This is a genomic window from Emcibacter nanhaiensis (genome assembly GCF_006385175.1).
GTDB lineage: Bacteria > Pseudomonadota > Alphaproteobacteria > Sphingomonadales > Emcibacteraceae > Emcibacter > Emcibacter nanhaiensis.
Map to the genome: position 1 here is coordinate 7,501 of NZ_VFIY01000005.1, position 19,207 is coordinate 26,707.

A 19,207-nucleotide genomic window follows, 5' to 3' on the forward strand; every position below is an offset into this window, starting at 1 on the left:
CCGGCCGGGTCACCGGACGCCACCTGCATTATGAAGTGCTGGTCAACGACAAGCAGGTCAATCCGCTAAGCCTGAAAATTCCCACCGGCCGCAAGCTCAAGGGCGCCGACCTGGAAAAATTCATCCAGGTTGCCGGCGCCATTGATCACGAAATCAACCTGCAGAAAAACAATATCCTGCTGGCCTGGAACAAACAGGACTGATTCAGCCGCTTTTCCCCGAGAGACCTTAGCCCGGAACGATTTCTTAACTATTTTCGGTCATACTAATGTATCTTAAGAATGAGGGGTTAAGAGTATATGTTCAGCAGTCTGCATCAACAGTCTCGCAGCCGGACCGGCCATTTGGCGACCTACGGCCCCGCCCTGTTTTGTTTTCTGGCCTCTTTTATCATTCTTCTTTTTATAAAGCTGGCGCCGGCAGACAGCCGCGACCTGGCTGTTGTTTTTCCGGCAGGGTACAGCCTGGAGGAAAGTTTCCGTGCAACCGCCGGCAGCGGCGTCTATGTCACCGGCAGCGGCGCATTTGACAATATCGTTCATTTCAGAACGCCACGTGGGGGATCCCGGCAGGACATCCTGGATAAACTCTATGCCGCCGGGGCTGTAATCGTAATCAACCCGTTTGGCGCGGTCGGCTGTTTTGCCCGCACCCCCGCCCAATATCAAAAGAAAGTCGCGACAAATGCTTGAACTGGAAAATCTGAGACAAAAGACCTCGACTTATTTTCTGTACATCCTGTGGCTGATGACCGCCGTTGTCGGCACTACCGGCCTTATCCTTGGCACCGGCAGCTGGATTCTCTGCACCCTGGTCAGCGCCCTGATTTCCGGCGGCGCCACCTTCCTGTGGAAAACCGCACCGGGCGAGGCCGCCTACCGCTATTATTCCTCCGTCGCGCTGGTCGCCCTGATCGCCTTCTGGCTCTATGAATTTACCGGCCACCCCTGGCAGATCGACGTGCACATGAGCTTCTTCGCCGCCCTGGCCCTGACTGCGGTCTATTGTGATGAAAAAGCAATTTTGATCTCTGCCGGCACCACCGCCACCCATCACCTGCTGCTGAATTTCCTGATGCCGTCCGCCGTGTTCCCGGACGGGGCGGATTTTATGCGGGTGGTCCTGCATGCGGTGATCGTCGTGATCGAGACCGGCTTCCTGTTCCTGATGACCCAGGAACTGGCCAAGGCCTTTGCCAACAGCGAAGCGGCGGTGTCCGACGCTCAGCTTGCCGCCGAGCAGGCCAGTCAGGCCAGTGAAGAAGCCAGCAAGCTCGCTGCCGAAGCGGAACAGACCCTGTCCGCATTGCGCGACAGCCAGGCTGAGGCGGAACGCCTGTCCGCCGAGCAGGAAACCCTGCAGCAGAAAGCCGCCCAGGAAAACCGCGACCGCCAGCTGGCCCTGGCCGACCGGCTGGAGCATGCCATCAAGGAGGTTTCCTCCCGCCTGGTCGACTCAGCGGAAAACCTCCGGCATAATGCCGACACCCTGTCCCATCTGGCCAGCGAGGAAGAAACCCTGTCCTCGGAAGTGCGCCGCGCCGCCGAAGCCAGCTCCGGCAATATCCAGAGCGTGGCCGCCGGGGTCGAAGAACTGTCCAGCTCCATTCGCGAGATTACCCGCCAGGTGTCCCATACCTCCAATATTTCCAACGAGGCGGTGAAACAGGCCGAATCGACCACCCATACCATTCAGTCCCTGGCCGATCAGACCCGCAACATCCGCGAGGTGCTGGACCTGATCACGGATATTTCCAACCAGACCAACCTGCTGGCGCTCAACGCCACCATCGAAGCCGCGCGCGCCGGGGAAGCAGGCAAGGGATTCGCCGTGGTCGCCAATGAAGTGAAATCGCTGGCCGATGAAACGGCCAAGGCGACGGAACAGATTGACGCCCAGATCAGCAACATGCAGGCCGTGACCCAGGAGGCCGTTTCCTCCATCGAGGAAATTTCCAAAATCATTTCCCAGACCAACGAAAGCGCCGGCGTGATCAGTTCTTCCATCGAAGAGCAGAATGCAGCCACCAACGAAATCGCCAGCAATGCCCAGAGCGCGTCCCAGGGCACCCGCGACACCACCGACAATATCGGTCGGCTGCATGAAACAGCGCAGAAAACCAAAGGCTCTGCCGACAAGGTCATGAGCATTTCCGGCGAACTGGGTGAACAATCCGGCACCCTGTCCCATGTGGTGGACAACCTGCTCAGCGAACTGCGTAGCGGAACTGCCGGCTGATCCCGGTCAAATTCTCCTATCGAATCGAAAAGGCTCCCAACCGGGAGCCTTTCTTTTTTGTGCTAACCAGTGTGTCTATACAGTGAGTTCCAGGCCGTCCGCGCCGGCGGTGACATGAACGGTGGAGCCGTCATGGACCGTGCCCTCAAGGATCTTGTTGGCCAGCGCGTCCTGCAGATTGCGCTGGATCACCCTTTTCAATGGCCGGGCGCCGTAAACCGGGTCGTAGCCTGCATGGGCCAGCCAGTCGAGGGCGGTCTGATCCAGATCCAAGGTGATCTTGCGGTCCGCCAGCATCTTTTTCAGTCGTTTCAGCTGGATCTCGACAATGCCGTGCATATGTTCACGGCCGAGACGGTGGAACAGGGTGATTTCATCCAGGCGGTTGAGGAATTCCGGCCGGAACGACGCCCGCACCACTTCCATCACCTGGTCGCGCACGGCTTCCACATCCGTCCCTTCCGGCTGGTCGGCCAGAATATGGCTGCCCAGGTTGCTGGTCAGGATGATCAGGGTGTTCTTGAAATCCACGGTGCGGCCCTGGCCGTCGGTCAGGCGGCCGTCGTCCAGCACCTGCAAGAGCACATTGAACACGTCGGGATGGGCTTTTTCCACCTCGTCAAACAGCACCACCTGGTAAGGCCGCCGCCGAACGGCTTCGGTCAGCACCCCGCCTTCTTCATAACCCACATATCCCGGCGGCGCCCCGATCAGCCGGGCCACCGCATGTTTCTCCATGAATTCGGACATGTCGATCCGCACCATGGCATGTTCGTCGTCAAACAGGAATTCGGCCAGCGCCTTGGTCAGTTCGGTTTTACCGACCCCGGTCGGCCCCAGAAACAGGAACGAGCCGATCGGGCGGTTTTCATCCTGCAGGCCGGCGCGGGCCCGGCGCACGGCGGCGGACACCGCCTTGACAGCTTCGTCCTGGCCGATCACGCGGCGGCCGAGCCAGTCTTCCATATGCACCAGTTTTTCCCGTTCGCCTTCCAGCATCTTGTCGACCGGAATACCGGTCCAGCGACTGACCACAGAGGCGATGTCCTCGTCACTGACCTCTTCCTTGAGCAGCTGGTTCCCGGAGGCTTCGGCCTGCTCGGCTTCGCCGAGGCGTTTTTCCAGGTCGGGAATGGTGCCATACTGCAGCTCCCCGGCCCGGGCCAGATCACCGGAGCGCTGGGCCTGTTCCAGTTCAAGCCGGGCATGGTCCAGCTGTTCCTTGATCTGCTGGTCACCACTGATCCGGTCTTTTTCCTTCTGCCACTGGGCGGTAATTTCAGCAGACTGCTGTTCCAGTTCGCCCAACTCTTTTTCCAGTTTTTCCAGCCGGTCGCGCGACGCCTCGTCTTTTTCCTTCTTCAGGGCCTCGCGCTCGATCTTGAGCTGAATGATGCGACGGTCCAGTTCGTCCAGTTCGGCCGGCTTGCTGTCCACTTCCATTTTGATCTTGGACGCCGCTTCGTCCACCAGGTCGATGGCCTTGTCCGGCAGGAAACGGTCATTGATATAGCGGTTGGACAGGGTCGCCGCGGCGACAATGGCGCCGTCAGTAATCCGGATTCCGTGGTGAAGTTCGTATTTTTCCTTGAGGCCGCGCAGGATGGAAATAGTGTCTTCCACCGTCGGTTCACCGACCATAACCGGCTGGAAACGACGCTCCAGAGCGGCATCCTTTTCCACATATTTGCGATATTCATTCAGCGTGGTGGCGCCGATGCAATGCAGTTCACCCCGGGCCAGGGCCGGCTTCAGCAGGTTGGAAGCATCCATGGAGCCTTCAGAGGCGCCGGCGCCGACAATGGTATGCATCTCATCGATAAACAGCACGATCTCGCCTTCGGCCGCCTGCACTTCCTGAAGTACGCCCTTGAGGCGCTCCTCGAACTCGCCGCGATATTTGGCCCCGGCCACCAGGGCGCCCATGTCCAGGGCCATGATTTTTTTCTGACTCAGGGAATCAGGCACATCGCCGTTGGCAATACGCAACGCCAGGCCTTCTACAATGGCGGTCTTGCCAACGCCGGGTTCGCCGATCAGCACCGGGTTGTTCTTGGTCCGGCGGCTGAGCACCTGGATGGTGCGGCGGATTTCCTCGTCGCGGCCGATCACCGGGTCAAGCTTGCCGTCGCGGGCGGCGGCGGTCAGGTCCCGGGCATATTTCTTCAGCGCCTCGTAACTGTCTTCCGCGCTGGCGCTGCTGGCGGTACGGCCCTGGCGGACTTCATTGATGGCAGAATTGAGATTCTGGGCGGTCAGCCCGGCCGCTTTCAGGATATCCGCGGATTTGCTGCCGCTGGCAAGCGTCAGGGCGAGCAGCAGGCGTTCCACGGTGACATATTCATCGCCGGCCTTTTTCGCCAGTTCCTGGACACCGTCAAACAGGCGCGCCGTGGCCGGATCCATATAGAGCTGGCCGGCGCCGCTGCCTTCCACCTTCGGATAGCCGGCAACCTCTTTTTCAACGGCCAGCAGGGCCTGTTTGGGATCGGCGCCCGCCGCCTGCATCAGGTTGGCGCACAGGCCTTCCTTGTCCTCCAGCAGCACTTTCAGGATATGTTCCGGTGTAAACCGCTGATGACCCTCACGGAGCGCCAGATTCTGGGCGCTTTGGATAAATCCTTTGCTGCGATCTGTATATTTATCGAAGTCCATTCAAAAAACTCCTTAATTCATGGTTAGTTCACATATGATGTGACTTTTCTGCAACACAAGGGTTCTTTGTGGATTTTACCATAAAAAAGGCCGGTTGTTGTACCGGCCTTCGCAATGTTTTTGAACTTTTCCCGAGGTTTCTATTCGGAAACCTGCTGCTCTGCCTGTTCTTCTTTCTTCTTGCGGGTTCTGCGGACCGGCTTCTTTTCCTCTTCCGCCAAGGGCAATTCACCGTTTTCCGAATCCGCTTTCTTGCGGCTGCGGCTCACAGTCCGCCGCTTCGGCTTCGCCTCTTCCCCTGCTGCAGCGCCGGTGCCGTCGCCCAGATCCAGGCTCAGAATCGTGGCACTTTCAGCTTCTTCTCCGCTGTCTTTTCCGCCCTCGGGCTCCTTGGAGGAAGAAGATTTCACCGCGCCGGCGTCTGCTTCATCGCCGTCAACCTCTATGAAATTGGCCTGGTTTTCGGCGGCCTCTTCAGCCTTGCGCTTTTGCTCTTCATCCCGGGCCGCCTGGGCCGCAGCTTCAGCAGCCGCATATTCCGCATAGATCCGGTAATAATGGTCGGCAAACTGGGACAGGGATTCCGAAATCATTCTGTCGGAAGAAAATGCCTCACGAGCCAGGGTTTTATATTTTTCATAAAGCTGTTTTGCATTTCCACGCTGTTTTCCCAGTGGCCCGTGGCTATCCACCTGGCGGGTTGCGGGATTACCTTGGGGCTGGGAACCGCGTCCGCCTTTTCTGCCCTTGTTGCTTTTTCCCCGCTGCTGATTGTTGTTGGGTTTCGCGTTCTGACGACCGCGGCGTGAATTTTGACTTTGTTTCATTTAAATATACTACCAAGGCCCGGTTTATACCGATGCCTGTCACAAGGTTAACCGTCCCGACCAGGGGGACGACATAAGTTAGATTTTCAGATTTTGTGGGGTTTATATACCGGTATTTCCCTCACCGGATTTTTTACTGCCCTCAGGCAACGCCCTACAGTACCCCGGCGAATTGGAAATGCCAAGAATCTTTTGATTTTTTTTATACAGTTATTTTGCTGCATATTTCAGGGACGCCAGCAGACGCACCGGTCTTTCCCCGCCAGGTCCTGTATGACCTCCACATCGGAAACGCCCCTCGCCTGCAGCAGAGCCCGCGCGGCCGCCGCCTGACCGGCGCCGATCTCGAACAGGATATAACCCCCAGGGGCAAGAAAATCCGGCAACTGGTCAATCAGTTTCCGGTAGTCATCCAGTCCCTCCGCACCGGCGTAAAGGGCGCTTTCCGGTTCGTAGTGGCGCACTTCCGGCGGCAGGCTGTCTTTTTCTGCTTCACCAATGTACGGCGGATTGGAGAGAATAATGTCGAATTTCTCCTCCGGGTCCAGGGCCCTCGTCCAGTCGCTGATGAGGAAATCTGTGCGGTCCGCAAAGCCGAGCCGCTTCGCATTGTCCCGCGCCACGTCAAGCGCAGCATCCGAAATATCAAGACCGACACCGCTGGCGTTGGGAAGCTCGCTCAGCAGGCTGAGCAGCAGGCAGCCGCTGCCGGTGCCAAGGTCAAGTATGCGCAATGGGGCAGCGCGGTCCGGGATCCTGGCCAACGCCACCTCGATCAAAGTCTCGCTGTCCGGCCGCGGGGTGAGAACATCCTTTGTTACCCGGAAAGTCAGGCTCCAGAATTCCTTTTCGCCCAGGATCTGCGACAGGGGTTCCCGCTGTTCGCGCCGCGCCAGCACGGCCTTAAAACAGCCGGCCTCCGGCGCCGTCAGTTGCCGGTCCTGCTGCAGATAGAGCTCCATCGGGCCGCAGCCGAGGACATGGGACAGCAGCAGCCGCGCATCCAGTTCGGCAGTGTCAATACCGCACGCCGCCAGACGGCGGCGGCCCTCCCGCAGGCGGGCGGCGACGGTATTTTTCTCTGCGGGCAGGTCGGCAGTCATGATCGGGGCAGGCTCAGAGCTGCATCTCGGCAAGCTTGGCGGCCTGGTCCTCTGTGATCAGGGCGGAAATCACCTCTCCCAGCCCCTCGCCGGCCATGATCTGGTCAAGCTTGTACAGCGTCAGGTTGATCCGGTGATCGGTGACCCGGCCCTGCGGGAAGTTATAGGTCCGGATCCGCTCGGAACGGTCGCCGGAGCCCACCTGGCTTTTCCGGTCCGCCGCCCGTTCCGCCTCCATCTTGGCGCGTTCGGCGTCATAGATGCGGGCCATCAGCACCTTCATGGCCTTGGCCTTGTTCTTGTGCTGGGATTTTTCATCCTGCTGGCTGACCACAATCCCGGTCGGGATATGGGTGATGCGGACGGCGCTGTCGGTGGTATTCACCGACTGGCCGCCGGGACCGCTGGCCCGGAACACATCAATGCGCAGGTCCTTTTCATCGATCTTGATATCCACTTCTTCCACCTCCGGCATCACCGCCACAGTGGCGGCAGAGGTATGGATGCGGCCGCCGGCTTCGGTCTCCGGCACCCGCTGCACCCGGTGCACGCCGGATTCATATTTCAGTTTGGCAAACACGCCCTTGCCGCTGACGTTGACCACCACTTCCTTGAAGCCGCCCTGGTCGCTTTCCGAGGCGCTGACCACTTCAAACTGCCAGCCCTGCAGCTGGGCATACCGCTGGTACATGCGGAACAGGTCGCCGGCAAACAGGGCCGCTTCGTCGCCGCCGGTGCCGGCGCGGATCTCCAGCAGGGCGTTTTTTTCGTCATCGATATCCTTGGGCAGCAGCAGGATCTGGACCTCATGCTCGAGGCCGGGAAGCTTTTCCTTCAGGTCCGGCAGTTCCATCTCCGCCAGCTCCCGCATTTCTGCATCGGTGTCGGAATCTTCCAGCATCTCCTCGAGGTCGCTGATTTCCTGCTGCAGCGCCATATAGTCGCGGGCGGTTTTCACCACCGGCGTCAGGTCACTGTACTCGCGGGAAATTTTGACAAAATCATCGGAACTGAGATCACCGCCCCCGGACATCAGATGTTCGAGCTCTTCATGGCGTGTAATCAGCTGGTTCAGTTTTTCCTGTGGTATCATAATCGTCCTGTCCTGTTTTTCCTGTTTCTAAAAATGCGATACAGAAAACCAGGCTAGCGATATTGCATCAGGTGATCGGAGACCTTGTCCAGGTCCACTTCCTGCTGTGATCCTTCGTCCAGGTCCTTGATGGTGACCTTGCCGCGGGCCAGCTCGTCACTGCCCATCAGGATGGCGGCGGCGCTGTCCAGCTTGTTGGCCCGCTTCATGCGTTTGCCCACATTGCCGCGGTAGCCCATGTCCACCACATAGCCGTCATGGCGCAGGGCCCGGGCCAGCTTCAGGGCTTCGGCCTGGGCCTCGCCCCCGACCGGTATAATGGCAACGGGTCGTGCGCTTTGCGGCACATGATTGTGAGACACCAGTTCCGCCAGGCGCTCGAGCCCGGCCGCCCAGCCGATTCCCGCCGTTGCCGGGCCACCCATCTGTTCGATCAGACCGTCATAGCGGCCGCCGGCCAGCACCGTGCCCTGGGCGCCGAGCTGGTCGGTGGTAAATTCAAAGGCGGTGTGGCTGTAATAATCGAGACCGCGCACCAGGCGCGGATTGACCACATAGGCAATGCCCAGCGCCTCGAGGCCGTCTTTCACCTGCTGGAAAAAGCCGGTCGAGGCGTCATTGAAATAGTCCTGCAGCACCGGGGCATCGGCGACGATCGCCCGATCCCCCTCATCCTTGCTGTCGAGGATACGGAGCGGATTCTTGTCCAGACGATTGAGGCTGTCCTCGCTGAGCCGGTCCTTATGGGCGGTGAGATAATCCACCAGCGCGTCGCGGTAAGCATGGCGGCTTTCGGTATCGCCCAGTGAGTTGATTTCCAGGGTGATATGGTCCATCAGGCCGAGCTCGCCGAGCAAGTCCGCCGCCAGGGCCAGAAGTTCGATATCCGCCTGCGGTTCCGGCACGCCGAGGATTTCCACATCAATCTGGTGGAACTGGCGCATGCGGCCCTTTTGCGGCCGCTCGTAGCGGAACATGGGTCCATAGCCGTAAAACCTGAGCGGCAGGTCCTGCTGCAGGCCGCCGGAGATGAAGGCCCGGGCAATGCCCGCGGTATATTCCGGACGCAGGGTCAGGCTTTCCCCGCCGCGGTCCTCAAAAGTGTACATCTCCTTGGAGACCACATCGGACGTTTCACCGAGGGTCCGCTTGAACACTTCGGTAAATTCAAATATTGGTGTGGAGATTTCCTGATGGCCATAGCGTTCTGCCACCTTGACGAAAGTTTCCGTGATGTATCTGAAGGCGCGGGCCTGGTCACCTAATATGTCGTGAGTCCCGCGCACCGGCTGGAGACGCGCCACCTCTATACTCCTTGAATTTTATGATGCCTGCCGGACGGAAGCGTCTTTAGCTCGTTCCGCTTCCAGTTCGGCCGCTTTTTGTTCCACCAGTTCGACGATATGATCCACAATATGGGCGTCGTCAATCTTGTGATCGGTTACGCCCGACAGGTAAACCATATGGTTGCCGTTGCCGCCACCGGTCAGGCCAATATCCGTTTCCCGGGCCTCGCCGGGACCGTTCACCACACAACCGATGATGCTGAGACTCATGGGTGTGGAGATATGTTCCAGTCTTTTTTCCAGGGTTTCCACCGTTTTGATGACCGGAAACGCCTGGCGCGCACAGGACGGGCAGGACACAATCCGCACGCCGCGATGACGCAGGTCCAGGCTTTTCAGCATCTCAAAGCCGACCTTAATTTCCTCGACCGGGTCAGCGGACAGGGACACCCGGATGGTATCGCCGATCCCCGACCACAGCAGCATGCCCATGCCGATGGAGGATTTCACCGTGCCGCCGCGCAGACCGCCGGCTTCGGTAATGCCGAGATGCAGCGGATAGTCGCAGGCTTCGGCCAAGCCTTGGTAGGCCGCCACCGCCAGGAACACGTCAGAGGCTTTGACGCTGATCTTGAAGTCGCGGAAATCATTATCCTCGAGAATTTTCGCATGCTCCAGCGCACTCTGCACCATGGCTTCGGGGCAGGGCTCACCAAACTGCTCCAGCAGGTGTTTTTCCAGCGAGCCGGCATTGACGCCGATACGCATGCTGCAGCCGTGATCCTTGGCCGCCCTGACCACTTCCCGGACCCGGTCGGCGGAACCGATATTGCCGGGATTGATGCGCAGGCAGGCCGCGCCGGCTTCCGCCGCTTCGATGGCCCGCTTGTAATGGAAATGAATGTCGGCCACGATCGGCACATTGGCCTGGCGCACGATGTCCTTCAGCGCCGCAGTGCTTTCCTCGTCCGGACAGGAGACGCGGACAATATCGGCGCCGGCCTCTTCCAGCGACCGGATCTGCGCCATGGTCGCCTCGACATCATGGGTCAGCGTGTTGGTCATGCTCTGGACCGAGATCGGCGCGTCACCGCCCACAGGCACATCGCCCACCATGACCTGGCGGCTTTTCCTGCGTATAATGTCGCGATAGGGACGTACACTCATATCATATATCCGGCATTTGCCTGCCTTAGGACAGGCTTTGTCAAAATCGGCCTAAACATGCGCAAAAAGCGGCCCGATTTCAAGGAGAAAGGGCCGCCATTCGGTATGTGTATGATTTTTTTGCGGTTAATACTGCAACAACGCGGTTTTCTGCAGCAGTTTTTTCTGGTCCAGCGCCAGTTCGGAAACAATCTGGCCGTAATCCCCGAGCGGAGAAATGGCCACATCGCCGACAAAGACGGAAAGAGCGGAAGCATTGCTGGTCATCAGGGTCAGGCCCTTGCGATCCGGGGCAAAGAATTCCTCGCCTTTCTGCACCACACGGTCAAACAGGATTTCGCCTTCCGGGCCGGAGATCCGGACCCAGATGTCTGCGTCAGCAGTCAGCCGGATACGGTCAGTCACAACCGCAGTGGCCATCACATCCTTGCGGGTGGCCTCGCCGGTCTTGGCGGTGGCCTGCTGAACGAAAGTGAACTTGCGTCCTGTTTCGGCTTTGTCCTCGACCGGCTGCTCAACAGAGGCCAGTTCTGTTGTTTCAGCCACCGGCTCCTGGTTTGGCGCCTGGACCGGTTCGGAAGTAGATTGCGCCAGGGTAATGCCGGTGAGATCTTCCAGCGCCAGCATATCCCCGCTGATATTTTCACTGCCGAACATCATCCATACGCCCAGCATGATCACCAGTGACAGGCTGCCGATGGAGGCGGCGATGGTTCGCGGCAGATGCGCCCGCGGCGGCACCTCCGGGAACACCAGCTCCACTTTCTCGGTGGCGCCTTCATATTCGGATTTGAACTGGCTGACGACGGATGCCGCATCCAGGCCAAGATAGGTTGCATAGCTTTTCAGAAAACCGCTCGCGTAGCAGGCTGTCGGAAAAGCAGAAAAATTATTCTGTTCGAGAGCTTCCAGCAGATGCGGTCGAATACAAAGTTCCCGGGCTACATAGTCGAGACTATCCAGTCCTTTTGATTTCCGGGCCTCTGAGAGCAAACTGCCTACATCGGGGATATTTTTATCCCCCGCCTCTGCCTTATTTACTTCTTCCCCTGTCATAACCACCATTCTATCCAATCAAATAATTACCCCCGCTGTGTTTTCCAGCGGCGCATTATTTTCATTTGTCGTTCCCGGTGTAGGAATGCCACCCCTTTGAAAACAGATATGAATAATAGTCTGCCCGAATTATTATTTGGTTAATTTTATATCTATTTTCCTTATTTACCCCCGCCCGTTAATCTTATGTTAACGGTTACCCCGGAAGTGAAACTTATATTAATGTGGGGAGTCAATAAAAAAGTGCAACTTGCGGGCCTAGAACATGAATTCTAGTCTGATTCGACTAAAATCAGCGAATCTGAATGCCGTGATCCTTGGCAAATGTCAAAATGCTGTTTCGAACCGAATGATCAGAGCGACTCAGCAGCCCCTGCATATAATCCTGCAACTGCCCCAGGTTGAGGCTGCGGATCATCATCTTGACCGGCCCCACTGATGCGGGCGCAATGGACAGTCGCCTGAGGCCGACCCCCAACAGGCCGAGCGCGGCAAGCGGCTTGCCGCCCAGTTCCCCGCACAAGGTGACCGGGACGTCATACTCGTTACATTTGTCGATGATAAATTTCATCATGCCGAGCGCTGCCGGAGATAGCGGGTCATACCGTTCGGCTAGTTTCGGATTTTCCCTGTCACAGGCAAAAAAGAACTGCATCAGGTCGTTGCTGCCGATGGAGACAAAATCCACCAGCGGCAGCAGGTTGTCCAGCTGCCAGACCAGGGACGGCACTTCCAGCATGGTACCGACCCGGACCTTTTTCGGTTTGACCTTGCCGAACCGGTCGAGCCAGGCAAGTTCCTTGTCGAGGATAGACCGGGCCGACCTGAATTCATGCACATCGGCAATCATCGGGAACATGATGCTGATTTCCCGTCCTTCCGCCGCCAGAAACAGGGCGCGCAACTGATAGCGCAGAAGGGCCGGCCGATCGAGCGAGATCCGCATTGCCCGCCAGCCCAGCGCCGGGTTTGCTTCCTCGTCCCGCTTCAGGAACGGCACCGGTTTGTCGCCGCCGATATCCAGAGTGCGGAACACCACCGGCTTGTCCCCGGCGGTATCCAGTATGGATTTGTAAAATTCTGCCTGGCTGTCCACCTTGGGCATGGTGGCGCCGATCATGAACTGGAATTCGGTGCGGAACAAACCGACGCCCTTGGCGCCGGTGTGTTCCAGGCCGTCCATATCGATGGTCAGGCCGGCATTGATGAACAGGTCGATTTCCACCCCGTCCTGGGTCACGGCCCTTTTGTCCCGAAGTGCTTCGTAACTGGCCAGCAGTTCAGCCCGGCTCCGGATATTCTCCTGGTAGCTTTGCAGGATTTCCGGCAGCGGCGAGAAATAGATGATGCCGTCAACACCATCGACGATGACCTGCTCCCCTTCCTCCACATGACGCAGGGCGCCTTCCACCTGACCGACCATGGGTATGCCGAGGGCCCGGGCGACAATGGCCACATGGGCGGTCGGCGCCCCCTGCTGCAGGATCACCGCCTGAAGTTTGTCCCTGTCATAATCGAGCAGTTCTGCCGGCCCCATATTCTGAGCCACGAGAATGACGTTATCCGGCAGATTGTCCGCCGCGGCCGTTCCGGTCTTGCCCACCAGATGGCGGATCAGCCGGTTGGACAGATCATCCAGGTCGCTGAGCCGTTCCCTGAGATAGGGGTCGTCGGTCTGCTGCATGCGGCTGCGGTTGTCGGTCTGAATACGTTCGACTGCCGCCTCGGCGGTGAGGCCGGTTTCGATCACTTCCGAGATCTTGGTCTTCCAGCCCTTGTCCCGGGCGAACATCTTGTAGACGTCGAGGATTTCCTGATGTTCCCCGTGGTGTCTGAAATCTTCCGCCAGCATCATTTCGTCGATCTGGCCGACCAGGTTTTCCAGCGCCTCATCCAGACGTTTGAGTTCGCGTGCAGGATCACTGGACAAATGGTGGGTCACCTCGACCTTGGGTTCGTGCAGCACGGCCCGGCCTTCCGCCAGCCCTTCGGAAAAGACCACACCTTCGAAACTCGGGGTGGCGGCCCGTTCCAGGGTGCCTTCCGGCTGCTCGAGGGGATCGAACAGTTCCCCGCCGGCCACAAGCTCCGCCAGCACCATGGCCACCGTCTGCAGGACCTCTACCTCTTCTTCGGAATATTGCCTGAGCGTCTTGTTCTGAATGACCAGAACACCGGCCACATTGCTGGCGCGCAGGATCGGCACGCCAAGGAAGGAATGGTAGATTTCCTCACCGGTTTCCGGCCGGTAAACGAATTTGGGATGGTTCTGGGCATTGGCCAGGTTCAGCGGAATGCCGGTAGCGGCCACATGACCCACCAGGCCCTCGCCCACCTGCAGCCGGGTGGCATGGATGGCACTTTCCTTCAGGCCTTCGGTGGCGAACAGTTCCAGCATTTCCCCGCCACGCAGGAAATAGACCGAGCACACTTCCGAGACCATATTCCCGGCAATCAGGCGCACCAGCTGGTTCAGGCGGTCCTCGGCGTCGCCCGTTCCGGCCATGATCTGGTGTAACCGTCTTATCAAAAGACGCGGTGCACTGCTTGCGGGGGTCATCTACCCTCCTTTGCCATTGCCCGAGAAACAGGCCGGTCCGGTCCGCCTCTCAACCTACATAGGATTGATTTATTTAATTGCCAGATGTGCTGCGGCCTGTTCGACAAGCTCTTCGATGATTTCTTTCGCTGGCTGTATGCTCTTTACCATTCCTACACTTTGCCCGGCCATGACGGATCCTCCCTGGACATCTCCGTCGATGACTGCTTTTTTCAAGGCTCCGGCCCAGTAATGCTCGATGGCCAGCTGGGCTTCCTTGAGATCTAATTCGCCAGCCTGGTATTTATTTATCACATCCTGCTGGGTTTTCATAAAATCTTCTGTGGCCTCGTTTTTCAGCGCCCGCACCGGAATCACCGGAAAGCGGGGGTCAAGTTGGACCGAGGTCACAGCATCCCGCGCATTACCCTTGATGAAGGCCTTTTTGAAATTTTCATGGGCGATGGATTCCTCGGCACAGACAAACCGCGTGCCAAGCTGCACGCCGGCCGCCCCCATCTCCAGATAGGCGGCAATGGTCTCGCCACGACCGATTCCCCCGGCCACAAAAACCGGCACTTCGGTAATATGGGGCAGGATCTCCTGAACCAGGATAGAGGTGGACACCGGGCCGATATGCCCGCCCGCTTCGGACCCTTCCACCACCAGGGCGTCAACGCCGGAGCGGATCAGTTTTTTCGCCAGCACCAGGGCCGGGGCAAAACAGATCACCTTGGCCCCGCCATCCTTGATTTTCTGGATCGCGCCTCCCGGCGGGATGCCACCGGCCAGCACCACATGACCGACCTTGTGGGCGAGGGTGACATCGATCAGTTCGTCCAGCTGGGGATGCATGGTGATCAGGTTGACGCCGAACGGCTTGTCGGTCATCTCCTTCGTCGCCGCAATTTCCCGGTCCAGAAGATCGGGTGTCATGCTGCCGCAGGCGATCACGCCGAACCCGCCGGCATTGGACAGGGCCGAAACCAGATGGCGTTCGGAAACCCAGCTCATGGCGCCGCCGAGAATGGCATATTCCGTGCCCAGAAACTCCTTGCCCCTGGCCCAGAGCTCGTTCAGTCGGTCCAGTCCGTTAATGCTCATTTTTCTGCCCCCGCCCTGTCATGCGTCAATTGTTACTCGCCATCCAGCCCGTAAGCCGTATGCAGGGCCCGGACGGCAAGCTCGGTATATTCAGAATCGACCAGCACGCTGATCTTGATTTCAGACGTGGCAATGACCTGAATATTGATGCCTTTGTCGGCAAGGGTCTGGAACATGGTCGCGGCGACACCGGCATGGGAGCGCATACCCACGCCGATCACAGAGATCTTGACCACATTATTGTCGGAGATGAGTTTCTCGAATTTGACATTGCCGGCATCTTCCAGGATCTTGCTGGCCTTTTCCACGTCGCCCTGGGGCACGGTAAAGGTAATGTCTGTCTTCAGGCCGTCTTCCGACTCGTTCTGGATAATCATATCCACATTGATGTTGCCTTCGGCAAGCGGGCTGAAGACATCGCCGGCGATACCCGGCGTATTGTCTACGCCAACCAGCGTGATTCTTGCTTCATTGTTGGCATAGGCGATGCCACTGACGACTTGTTTTTCCACGATCTCATCCTCATCAACCACCAGGGTTCCCGGTGTGTCCGTAAAACTTGAAAGAACCTGAACCCGTACCCCGTGGTTCATGGCCATGGCCACCGAGCGGGTCTGCAGGACCTTGGCCCCGAGAGAGGCCATCTCAAGCATTTCCTCATAGGTAATTTTATCAAGCTTGCGCGCCTTGGGCACGATACGGGGGTCAGTGGTAAACACCCCTTCCACATCCGTATAAATATCGCAACGGTCGGCATCCAGGGCCGCCGCCAGCGCCACCGCGGAGGTATCGGATCCGCCACGGCCCAGGGTCGTAATGCGGTTGTCATCGGCAATGCCCTGGAAGCCGGCCATCACACAGACCACATTTTCCTCCAGCCGCTCACGCATGTTGGTGGTATCAATTTCCTTGATCCGGGCGGCACCGTGCACATCGTCGGTCTTGAACGGCACCTGCCAGCCAAGCCAGGAGCGGGCCGGAATACCCATATTCTGCAGGGTCAGGGCCAGCAGGCCGGAGGTAATCTGTTCACCGGCGGCAACAACCGTATCATATTCCCGGGCATCATGCAGGGGAGACGCTTCCTCCACCCAGCCCACCAGCTGGTCCGTTGTACCGGCCATGGCGGACACCACGACGGCCACCTGGTTACCGGCATCAACTTCTTTTTTTACGCGACGGGCCACATTCCGTATCCGCTCAAGATCGGCTACGGAAGTACCGCCAAATTTCATGACAATTCGTGACATCACTCAAACCTGGTTATGCCTCTTGCGGGGCAATCTTTAAAAATCGCGCTATACATATACGTTTATCCTTGCTTGAAGCAAGGCTTGAGTTAGATATAGTGGGTAAAATATGGTTTTTTTATAACAATATTGCCGAAGGACCCTCTGCTTATGGCAACAAAGACGGCCAAATCCGCCCCCACGTCCCCCTCCAGATCCGTCAATCCGGAGGAAGTTGCCAATTTTTCCGCCCTGGCGGAAACCTGGTGGGACCCGAACGGGCCGTTCAGGCCGCTGCATAAAATGAATCCGGTCCGGCTGGAATTTATCAAGGGCTCTCTGTGCCGGCATTTCGGCCGGGATGTTACCGCCACCGACGCCCTCAAGGGCCTGCGCATCCTCGACATCGGCTGCGGCGGCGGCCTGTTGTGCGAGCCCCTGACCCGGCTCGGCGCCACCATGGTCGGGGCCGACGCCTCGGAAAAAAATATCCTGACCGCCCGGGCCCATGCCGAACAGACCGGACTCGAGATCGACTATCGCTACATTACCGCCGAGGAACTGGCTGACGCCGGCGAGACCTTTGACGCCATCCTCAATATGGAGGTGATCGAGCATGTGGCCGATATCCCCTCTTTTCTGGACGCCTGCCACCGCCTGCTCAAAGACGGCGGCTGCATGACCCTGTCCACCATCAACCGGTCAGCCAAAGCCTGGCTGGTGGCCATCGCCGGCGCTGAGTATATCCTGCGCTGGCTGCCGGTGGGCACCCATGACTGGCAGAAATTCCTCAAGCCGTCCGAACTGAGCCGCAGCCTGCGCGACAGCGGCTTCAAAACCAGCGACATCAAGGGCATGGTCTACAGCCCCCTCAGCGGCGCCTGGTCGCTGGACGCGCATGATTTTTCCGTCAATTATGTGGCGCTGGCCGAGAAGGCCTGAGCTGGAGGCGGGATGACAGACTTTCCCACATACCGGCCCCTGTCTGCCACGATCTGGTCACCAACTGAAAAAGCAACGGCCGCGCACCGGGACGTTGCCTGCGAAATCCCCGTCTCCATTGAATATAACTGCGCCGCCTACGCCGTGATGATGGTGACACCGGACAATCTCGAGGATTTCGTCTATGGCTTCAGCCTGACCGAAGGCATCATCGACGGGGCAGGAGACATCATCGGCCTCGACATCCACGAGGTGGAAAAGGGCATCGTCGCCGCGGTGGAGATCAGGGAAGGGTGCTTCAAACGACTGGAAAACTTCAAACGGCAGATGGCGGGGCGGACCGGCTGCGGCCTGTGTGGCGCCGACCGGCTCGAACATGTGATCCGGCCACTGCCGCCGGTGCCGGAAGGCGCCCCTTTCAAGGCAGCGGTCATTCATGGCAGCATGCAGGGCTTGCGCGGCCATCAGCCCCTGAACCGAACCACCGGCGCCGTCCACGCCGCCGCTTTCTGTGACCGGGAGGGGGATATCCTGGCCGTGCGCGAGGATGTCGGCCGCCATAATGCACTGGATAAAATCATCGGCCGCCTGATGCGGGAGAAACTTGATCCCGCAGCGGGCTATGTGCTGGTGTCGAGCCGCTGCAGTTTCGAGATGGTGCAGAAATGCGCCGCCGCCAGACTCCCGCTGATTGCCGCCGTGTCCGCCCCGACAGAGCTGGCCATCGAGCTCGCCCGGCAGACCGGCGTCTCGCTCGCCGCCCTGGTGCGGGATGACAATATGAGCCTCTATATGGATAGCTGCGCAAGAATCGATACCGGCCATGGCGACTGAGTTTCCCTTTTCTGTGCGGCGCGCCACAGCGGATGACCTGGACGGCCTGCACCAGGTCATGGAGTTGTCCATGGCCCAATTGCTGGACCCTTTCCTTACGCCCCAACAGGTGGCGGCCTCCTCTGAAATCATGGGACTGGACAGCCGGCTGGTGGAGGACGGCACTTATTTCGTCATTCTGTCGGGAAACGAGATCGTCGGCTGCGGCGGCTGGAGCCGGCGGGAGACCCTCTTTGGCGGCAATCACACTGCCGGGCGCAGCGACCGGCTGCTTGATCCTGCCAGCGAACCGGCCCGGGTGCGCGCCATGTATACCCATCCGGAATTTACGCGCCGGGGCATCGGCCGCAAAATCCTCGAGCTTTGCGAAGGGGATGCCGCGCGGGAAGGATTCAGCACATTTCAGTTGATGGCCACCCTGCCGGGTGAACCGCTGTACCGGGCCTGTGGATATGAAGTTATCGAAAATTGCGAGGCGGCAACCTCAGACGGCACACGGGTGCCACTGGTGCGGATGGAAAAAGTCGCCTCAGCCCAATAGCTTTCGCGCCCGGTCCAGGTCATCCGGGGTGTTGATATTCATGAAGGGGTCGGGGATCTCATCCCAGACAACTTTTTCATAGTTGTGCCGGGCGAGCCAGGTCATGACCCTGCGTTCCCCCGACAAGAGACAGGCTTCCAGGTCATCTGCCAGGGCAACCGGCCACAGGCCCATCACCGGATGAGTTCGATCGCCGGACCGGGCCACCGCCGCCAGGCAATTCCCGTCCTCCAGCGCCGCACAAAGTCGCGCCGCATAATTTTCCGGCACAAAGGGCACATCCCCGGCGAAACTGAGCAGATAGTCAAAGCCCCGCCCTTCGGCGGCACGCAGGCCGGCCAGGATGCCACCGAGCGGTCCGGGGTCGTCAATGGTATCGCGTACAACAGGCAGGCCGGTGGCAGCGACCTTTTCCGCTTCCCCGTTATAGCTGAGGGCCAGGCCCTCCACCTGGGGACGGGCCCGGCTGATGATATGGTCAAGCAGCGTATCCTCGCCAAACGGCAGCAGAAATTTGTCGCGGCCGCCCATGCGTCGGGAGCGGCCGCCGGCCAGGATCAGTCCGAGAATTTTGGAATTTGACGTCATGGCGG

17 protein-coding genes (1 of these 17 cut by a window edge) are annotated in these 19,207 nt (G+C 58.9%); 6 read left to right on the top strand and 11 right to left on the bottom strand.

What is annotated here, in order from left to right:
• From FIV46_RS03990 to FIV46_RS04000, 3 genes are all read left to right on the top strand, one after another.
• A protein-coding gene (locus FIV46_RS03990) for a M23 family metallopeptidase (protein WP_139938657.1) crosses the window boundary here: on the top strand, positions 1–203 show its final stretch. It extends 1,210 nt beyond the left edge of the window; 203 of the gene's 1,413 nt are visible here — the last part of the coding sequence; the start codon falls outside the window, past its left edge; the stop codon is at positions 201–203.
• Between the two features lie 96 nt (positions 204–299).
• Complete coding sequence (locus FIV46_RS03995) at positions 300–692, top strand: hypothetical protein (protein WP_139938659.1); 393 nt, start codon at positions 300–302, stop codon at positions 690–692.
• Positions 685–2,238: a methyl-accepting chemotaxis protein gene (locus FIV46_RS04000; RefSeq protein ID WP_139938661.1), complete on the top strand. Its 1,554-nt coding sequence runs from the start codon at positions 685–687 to the stop codon at positions 2,236–2,238. The genes FIV46_RS03995 and FIV46_RS04000 overlap by 8 nt, the downstream gene beginning before the upstream one ends.
• Before the next feature lie 75 nt (positions 2,239–2,313).
• Here the strand turns inward: FIV46_RS04000 and clpB are convergent, their stop codons facing one another.
• From clpB to FIV46_RS04050, 10 genes are all read right to left on the bottom strand, one after another.
• Entirely contained in the window at positions 2,314–4,893 is a 2,580-nt protein-coding gene (gene clpB / locus FIV46_RS04005) for an ATP-dependent chaperone ClpB (RefSeq protein WP_139938663.1), read from the bottom strand.
• A gap of 140 nt (positions 4,894–5,033) precedes the next feature.
• Positions 5,034–5,720, bottom strand: coding sequence for a DUF4167 domain-containing protein (locus FIV46_RS04010; protein WP_139938665.1), 687 nt, complete (start codon positions 5,718–5,720; stop codon positions 5,034–5,036).
• A gap of 227 nt (positions 5,721–5,947) precedes the next feature.
• Positions 5,948–6,823: a peptide chain release factor N(5)-glutamine methyltransferase gene (gene prmC, locus FIV46_RS04015; RefSeq protein WP_139938667.1), complete on the bottom strand. Its 876-nt coding sequence runs from the start codon at positions 6,821–6,823 to the stop codon at positions 5,948–5,950.
• Between the two features lie 13 nt (positions 6,824–6,836).
• Positions 6,837–7,916 carry a peptide chain release factor 1 gene (gene prfA / locus FIV46_RS04020; RefSeq protein ID WP_139938669.1) on the bottom strand — a complete coding sequence of 360 codons (1,080 nt, stop codon included), beginning with the start codon at positions 7,914–7,916 and terminating at the stop codon, positions 6,837–6,839.
• 53 nt (positions 7,917–7,969) lie between these two features.
• Positions 7,970–9,220, bottom strand: coding sequence for a histidine--tRNA ligase (gene hisS / locus FIV46_RS04025; RefSeq protein WP_139938672.1), 1,251 nt, complete (start codon positions 9,218–9,220; stop codon positions 7,970–7,972).
• Between the two features lie 18 nt (positions 9,221–9,238).
• Positions 9,239–10,369 (bottom strand): flavodoxin-dependent (E)-4-hydroxy-3-methylbut-2-enyl-diphosphate synthase, encoded by a 1,131-nt coding sequence (ispG, locus tag FIV46_RS04030; protein WP_139938674.1) that lies wholly within the window; start codon positions 10,367–10,369, stop codon positions 9,239–9,241.
• A 126-nt stretch (positions 10,370–10,495) separates the two neighbouring features.
• Complete coding sequence (locus FIV46_RS04035; protein ID WP_181163049.1) at positions 10,496–11,425, bottom strand: helix-turn-helix domain-containing protein; 930 nt, start codon at positions 11,423–11,425, stop codon at positions 10,496–10,498.
• A gap of 292 nt (positions 11,426–11,717) precedes the next feature.
• Entirely contained in the window at positions 11,718–13,985 is a 2,268-nt protein-coding gene (ptsP, locus tag FIV46_RS04040) for a phosphoenolpyruvate--protein phosphotransferase (RefSeq protein WP_139938678.1), read from the bottom strand.
• 69 nt (positions 13,986–14,054) lie between these two features.
• On the bottom strand, positions 14,055–15,068 hold the full coding sequence (locus tag FIV46_RS04045; RefSeq protein WP_181163050.1) for an NAD(P)H-dependent flavin oxidoreductase: 1,014 nt from the start codon (positions 15,066–15,068) through the stop codon (positions 14,055–14,057).
• 32 nt (positions 15,069–15,100) lie between these two features.
• Positions 15,101–16,318 (bottom strand): aspartate kinase, encoded by a 1,218-nt coding sequence (locus FIV46_RS04050; RefSeq protein WP_139938680.1) that lies wholly within the window; start codon positions 16,316–16,318, stop codon positions 15,101–15,103.
• Positions 16,319–16,468: 150 nt separating this feature from the next.
• Here FIV46_RS04050 and ubiG point away from each other — a divergent pair, with 150 nt between their 5' ends.
• Genes ubiG through FIV46_RS04065 form a run of 3 tightly spaced genes read left to right on the top strand, consistent with a single transcriptional unit; the run spans position 16,469 to position 18,614 of the window.
• Positions 16,469–17,239 carry a bifunctional 2-polyprenyl-6-hydroxyphenol methylase/3-demethylubiquinol 3-O-methyltransferase UbiG gene (gene ubiG / locus FIV46_RS04055; RefSeq protein ID WP_139938682.1) on the top strand — a complete coding sequence of 257 codons (771 nt, stop codon included), beginning with the start codon at positions 16,469–16,471 and terminating at the stop codon, positions 17,237–17,239.
• Between the two features lie 12 nt (positions 17,240–17,251).
• The gene (gene fdhD, locus FIV46_RS04060; RefSeq protein WP_139938684.1) at positions 17,252–18,073 is read left to right on the top strand and encodes a formate dehydrogenase accessory sulfurtransferase FdhD; all 822 of its coding nucleotides are present in this window, start codon (positions 17,252–17,254) and stop codon (positions 18,071–18,073) included.
• Positions 18,063–18,614, top strand: a complete 552-nt coding sequence (locus FIV46_RS04065) for a GNAT family N-acetyltransferase (protein WP_139938686.1) — start codon at positions 18,063–18,065, stop codon at positions 18,612–18,614. Before fdhD ends, FIV46_RS04065 begins: the two co-directional genes overlap by 11 nt.
• Here the strand turns inward: FIV46_RS04065 and mobA are convergent.
• On the bottom strand, positions 18,603–19,202 hold the full coding sequence (gene mobA, locus FIV46_RS04070; protein WP_139938688.1) for a molybdenum cofactor guanylyltransferase MobA: 600 nt from the start codon (positions 19,200–19,202) through the stop codon (positions 18,603–18,605). The genes FIV46_RS04065 and mobA overlap by 12 nt on opposite strands.
• Between the last annotated feature and the right edge of the window lie 5 nt (positions 19,203–19,207).

What these genes read in the sequence shown, in the direction of transcription:
- FIV46_RS03995 (WP_139938659.1), top strand. Translation starts at nt 300, where the DNA reads ATGTTCAGCAGTCTGCATCAACAGTCTCGCAGCCGGACCGGCCATTTG.
- FIV46_RS04000 (WP_139938661.1), top strand. Translation starts at nt 685, where the DNA reads ATGCTTGAACTGGAAAATCTGAGACAAAAGACCTCGACTTATTTTCTG.
- clpB (WP_139938663.1), bottom strand. Translation starts at nt 4,893, where the DNA reads ATGGACTTCGATAAATATACAGATCGCAGCAAAGGATTTATCCAAAGC.
- FIV46_RS04010 (WP_139938665.1), bottom strand. Translation starts at nt 5,720, where the DNA reads ATGAAACAAAGTCAAAATTCACGCCGCGGTCGTCAGAACGCGAAACCC.
- prmC (WP_139938667.1), bottom strand. Translation starts at nt 6,823, where the DNA reads ATGACTGCCGACCTGCCCGCAGAGAAAAATACCGTCGCCGCCCGCCTG.
- prfA (WP_139938669.1), bottom strand. Translation starts at nt 7,916, where the DNA reads ATGATACCACAGGAAAAACTGAACCAGCTGATTACACGCCATGAAGAG.
- ispG (WP_139938674.1), bottom strand. Translation starts at nt 10,369, where the DNA reads ATGAGTGTACGTCCCTATCGCGACATTATACGCAGGAAAAGCCGCCAG.
- FIV46_RS04035 (WP_181163049.1), bottom strand. Translation starts at nt 11,425, where the DNA reads ATGACAGGGGAAGAAGTAAATAAGGCAGAGGCGGGGGATAAAAATATC.
- ptsP (WP_139938678.1), bottom strand. Translation starts at nt 13,985, where the DNA reads ATGACCCCCGCAAGCAGTGCACCGCGTCTTTTGATAAGACGGTTACAC.
- FIV46_RS04045 (WP_181163050.1), bottom strand. Translation starts at nt 15,068, where the DNA reads ATGAGCATTAACGGACTGGACCGACTGAACGAGCTCTGGGCCAGGGGC.
- FIV46_RS04050 (WP_139938680.1), bottom strand. Translation starts at nt 16,318, where the DNA reads ATGTCACGAATTGTCATGAAATTTGGCGGTACTTCCGTAGCCGATCTT.
- ubiG (WP_139938682.1), top strand. Translation starts at nt 16,469, where the DNA reads ATGGCAACAAAGACGGCCAAATCCGCCCCCACGTCCCCCTCCAGATCC.
- fdhD (WP_139938684.1), top strand. Translation starts at nt 17,252, where the DNA reads ATGACAGACTTTCCCACATACCGGCCCCTGTCTGCCACGATCTGGTCA.
- FIV46_RS04065 (WP_139938686.1), top strand. Translation starts at nt 18,063, where the DNA reads ATGGCGACTGAGTTTCCCTTTTCTGTGCGGCGCGCCACAGCGGATGAC.
- mobA (WP_139938688.1), bottom strand. Translation starts at nt 19,202, where the DNA reads ATGACGTCAAATTCCAAAATTCTCGGACTGATCCTGGCCGGCGGCCGC.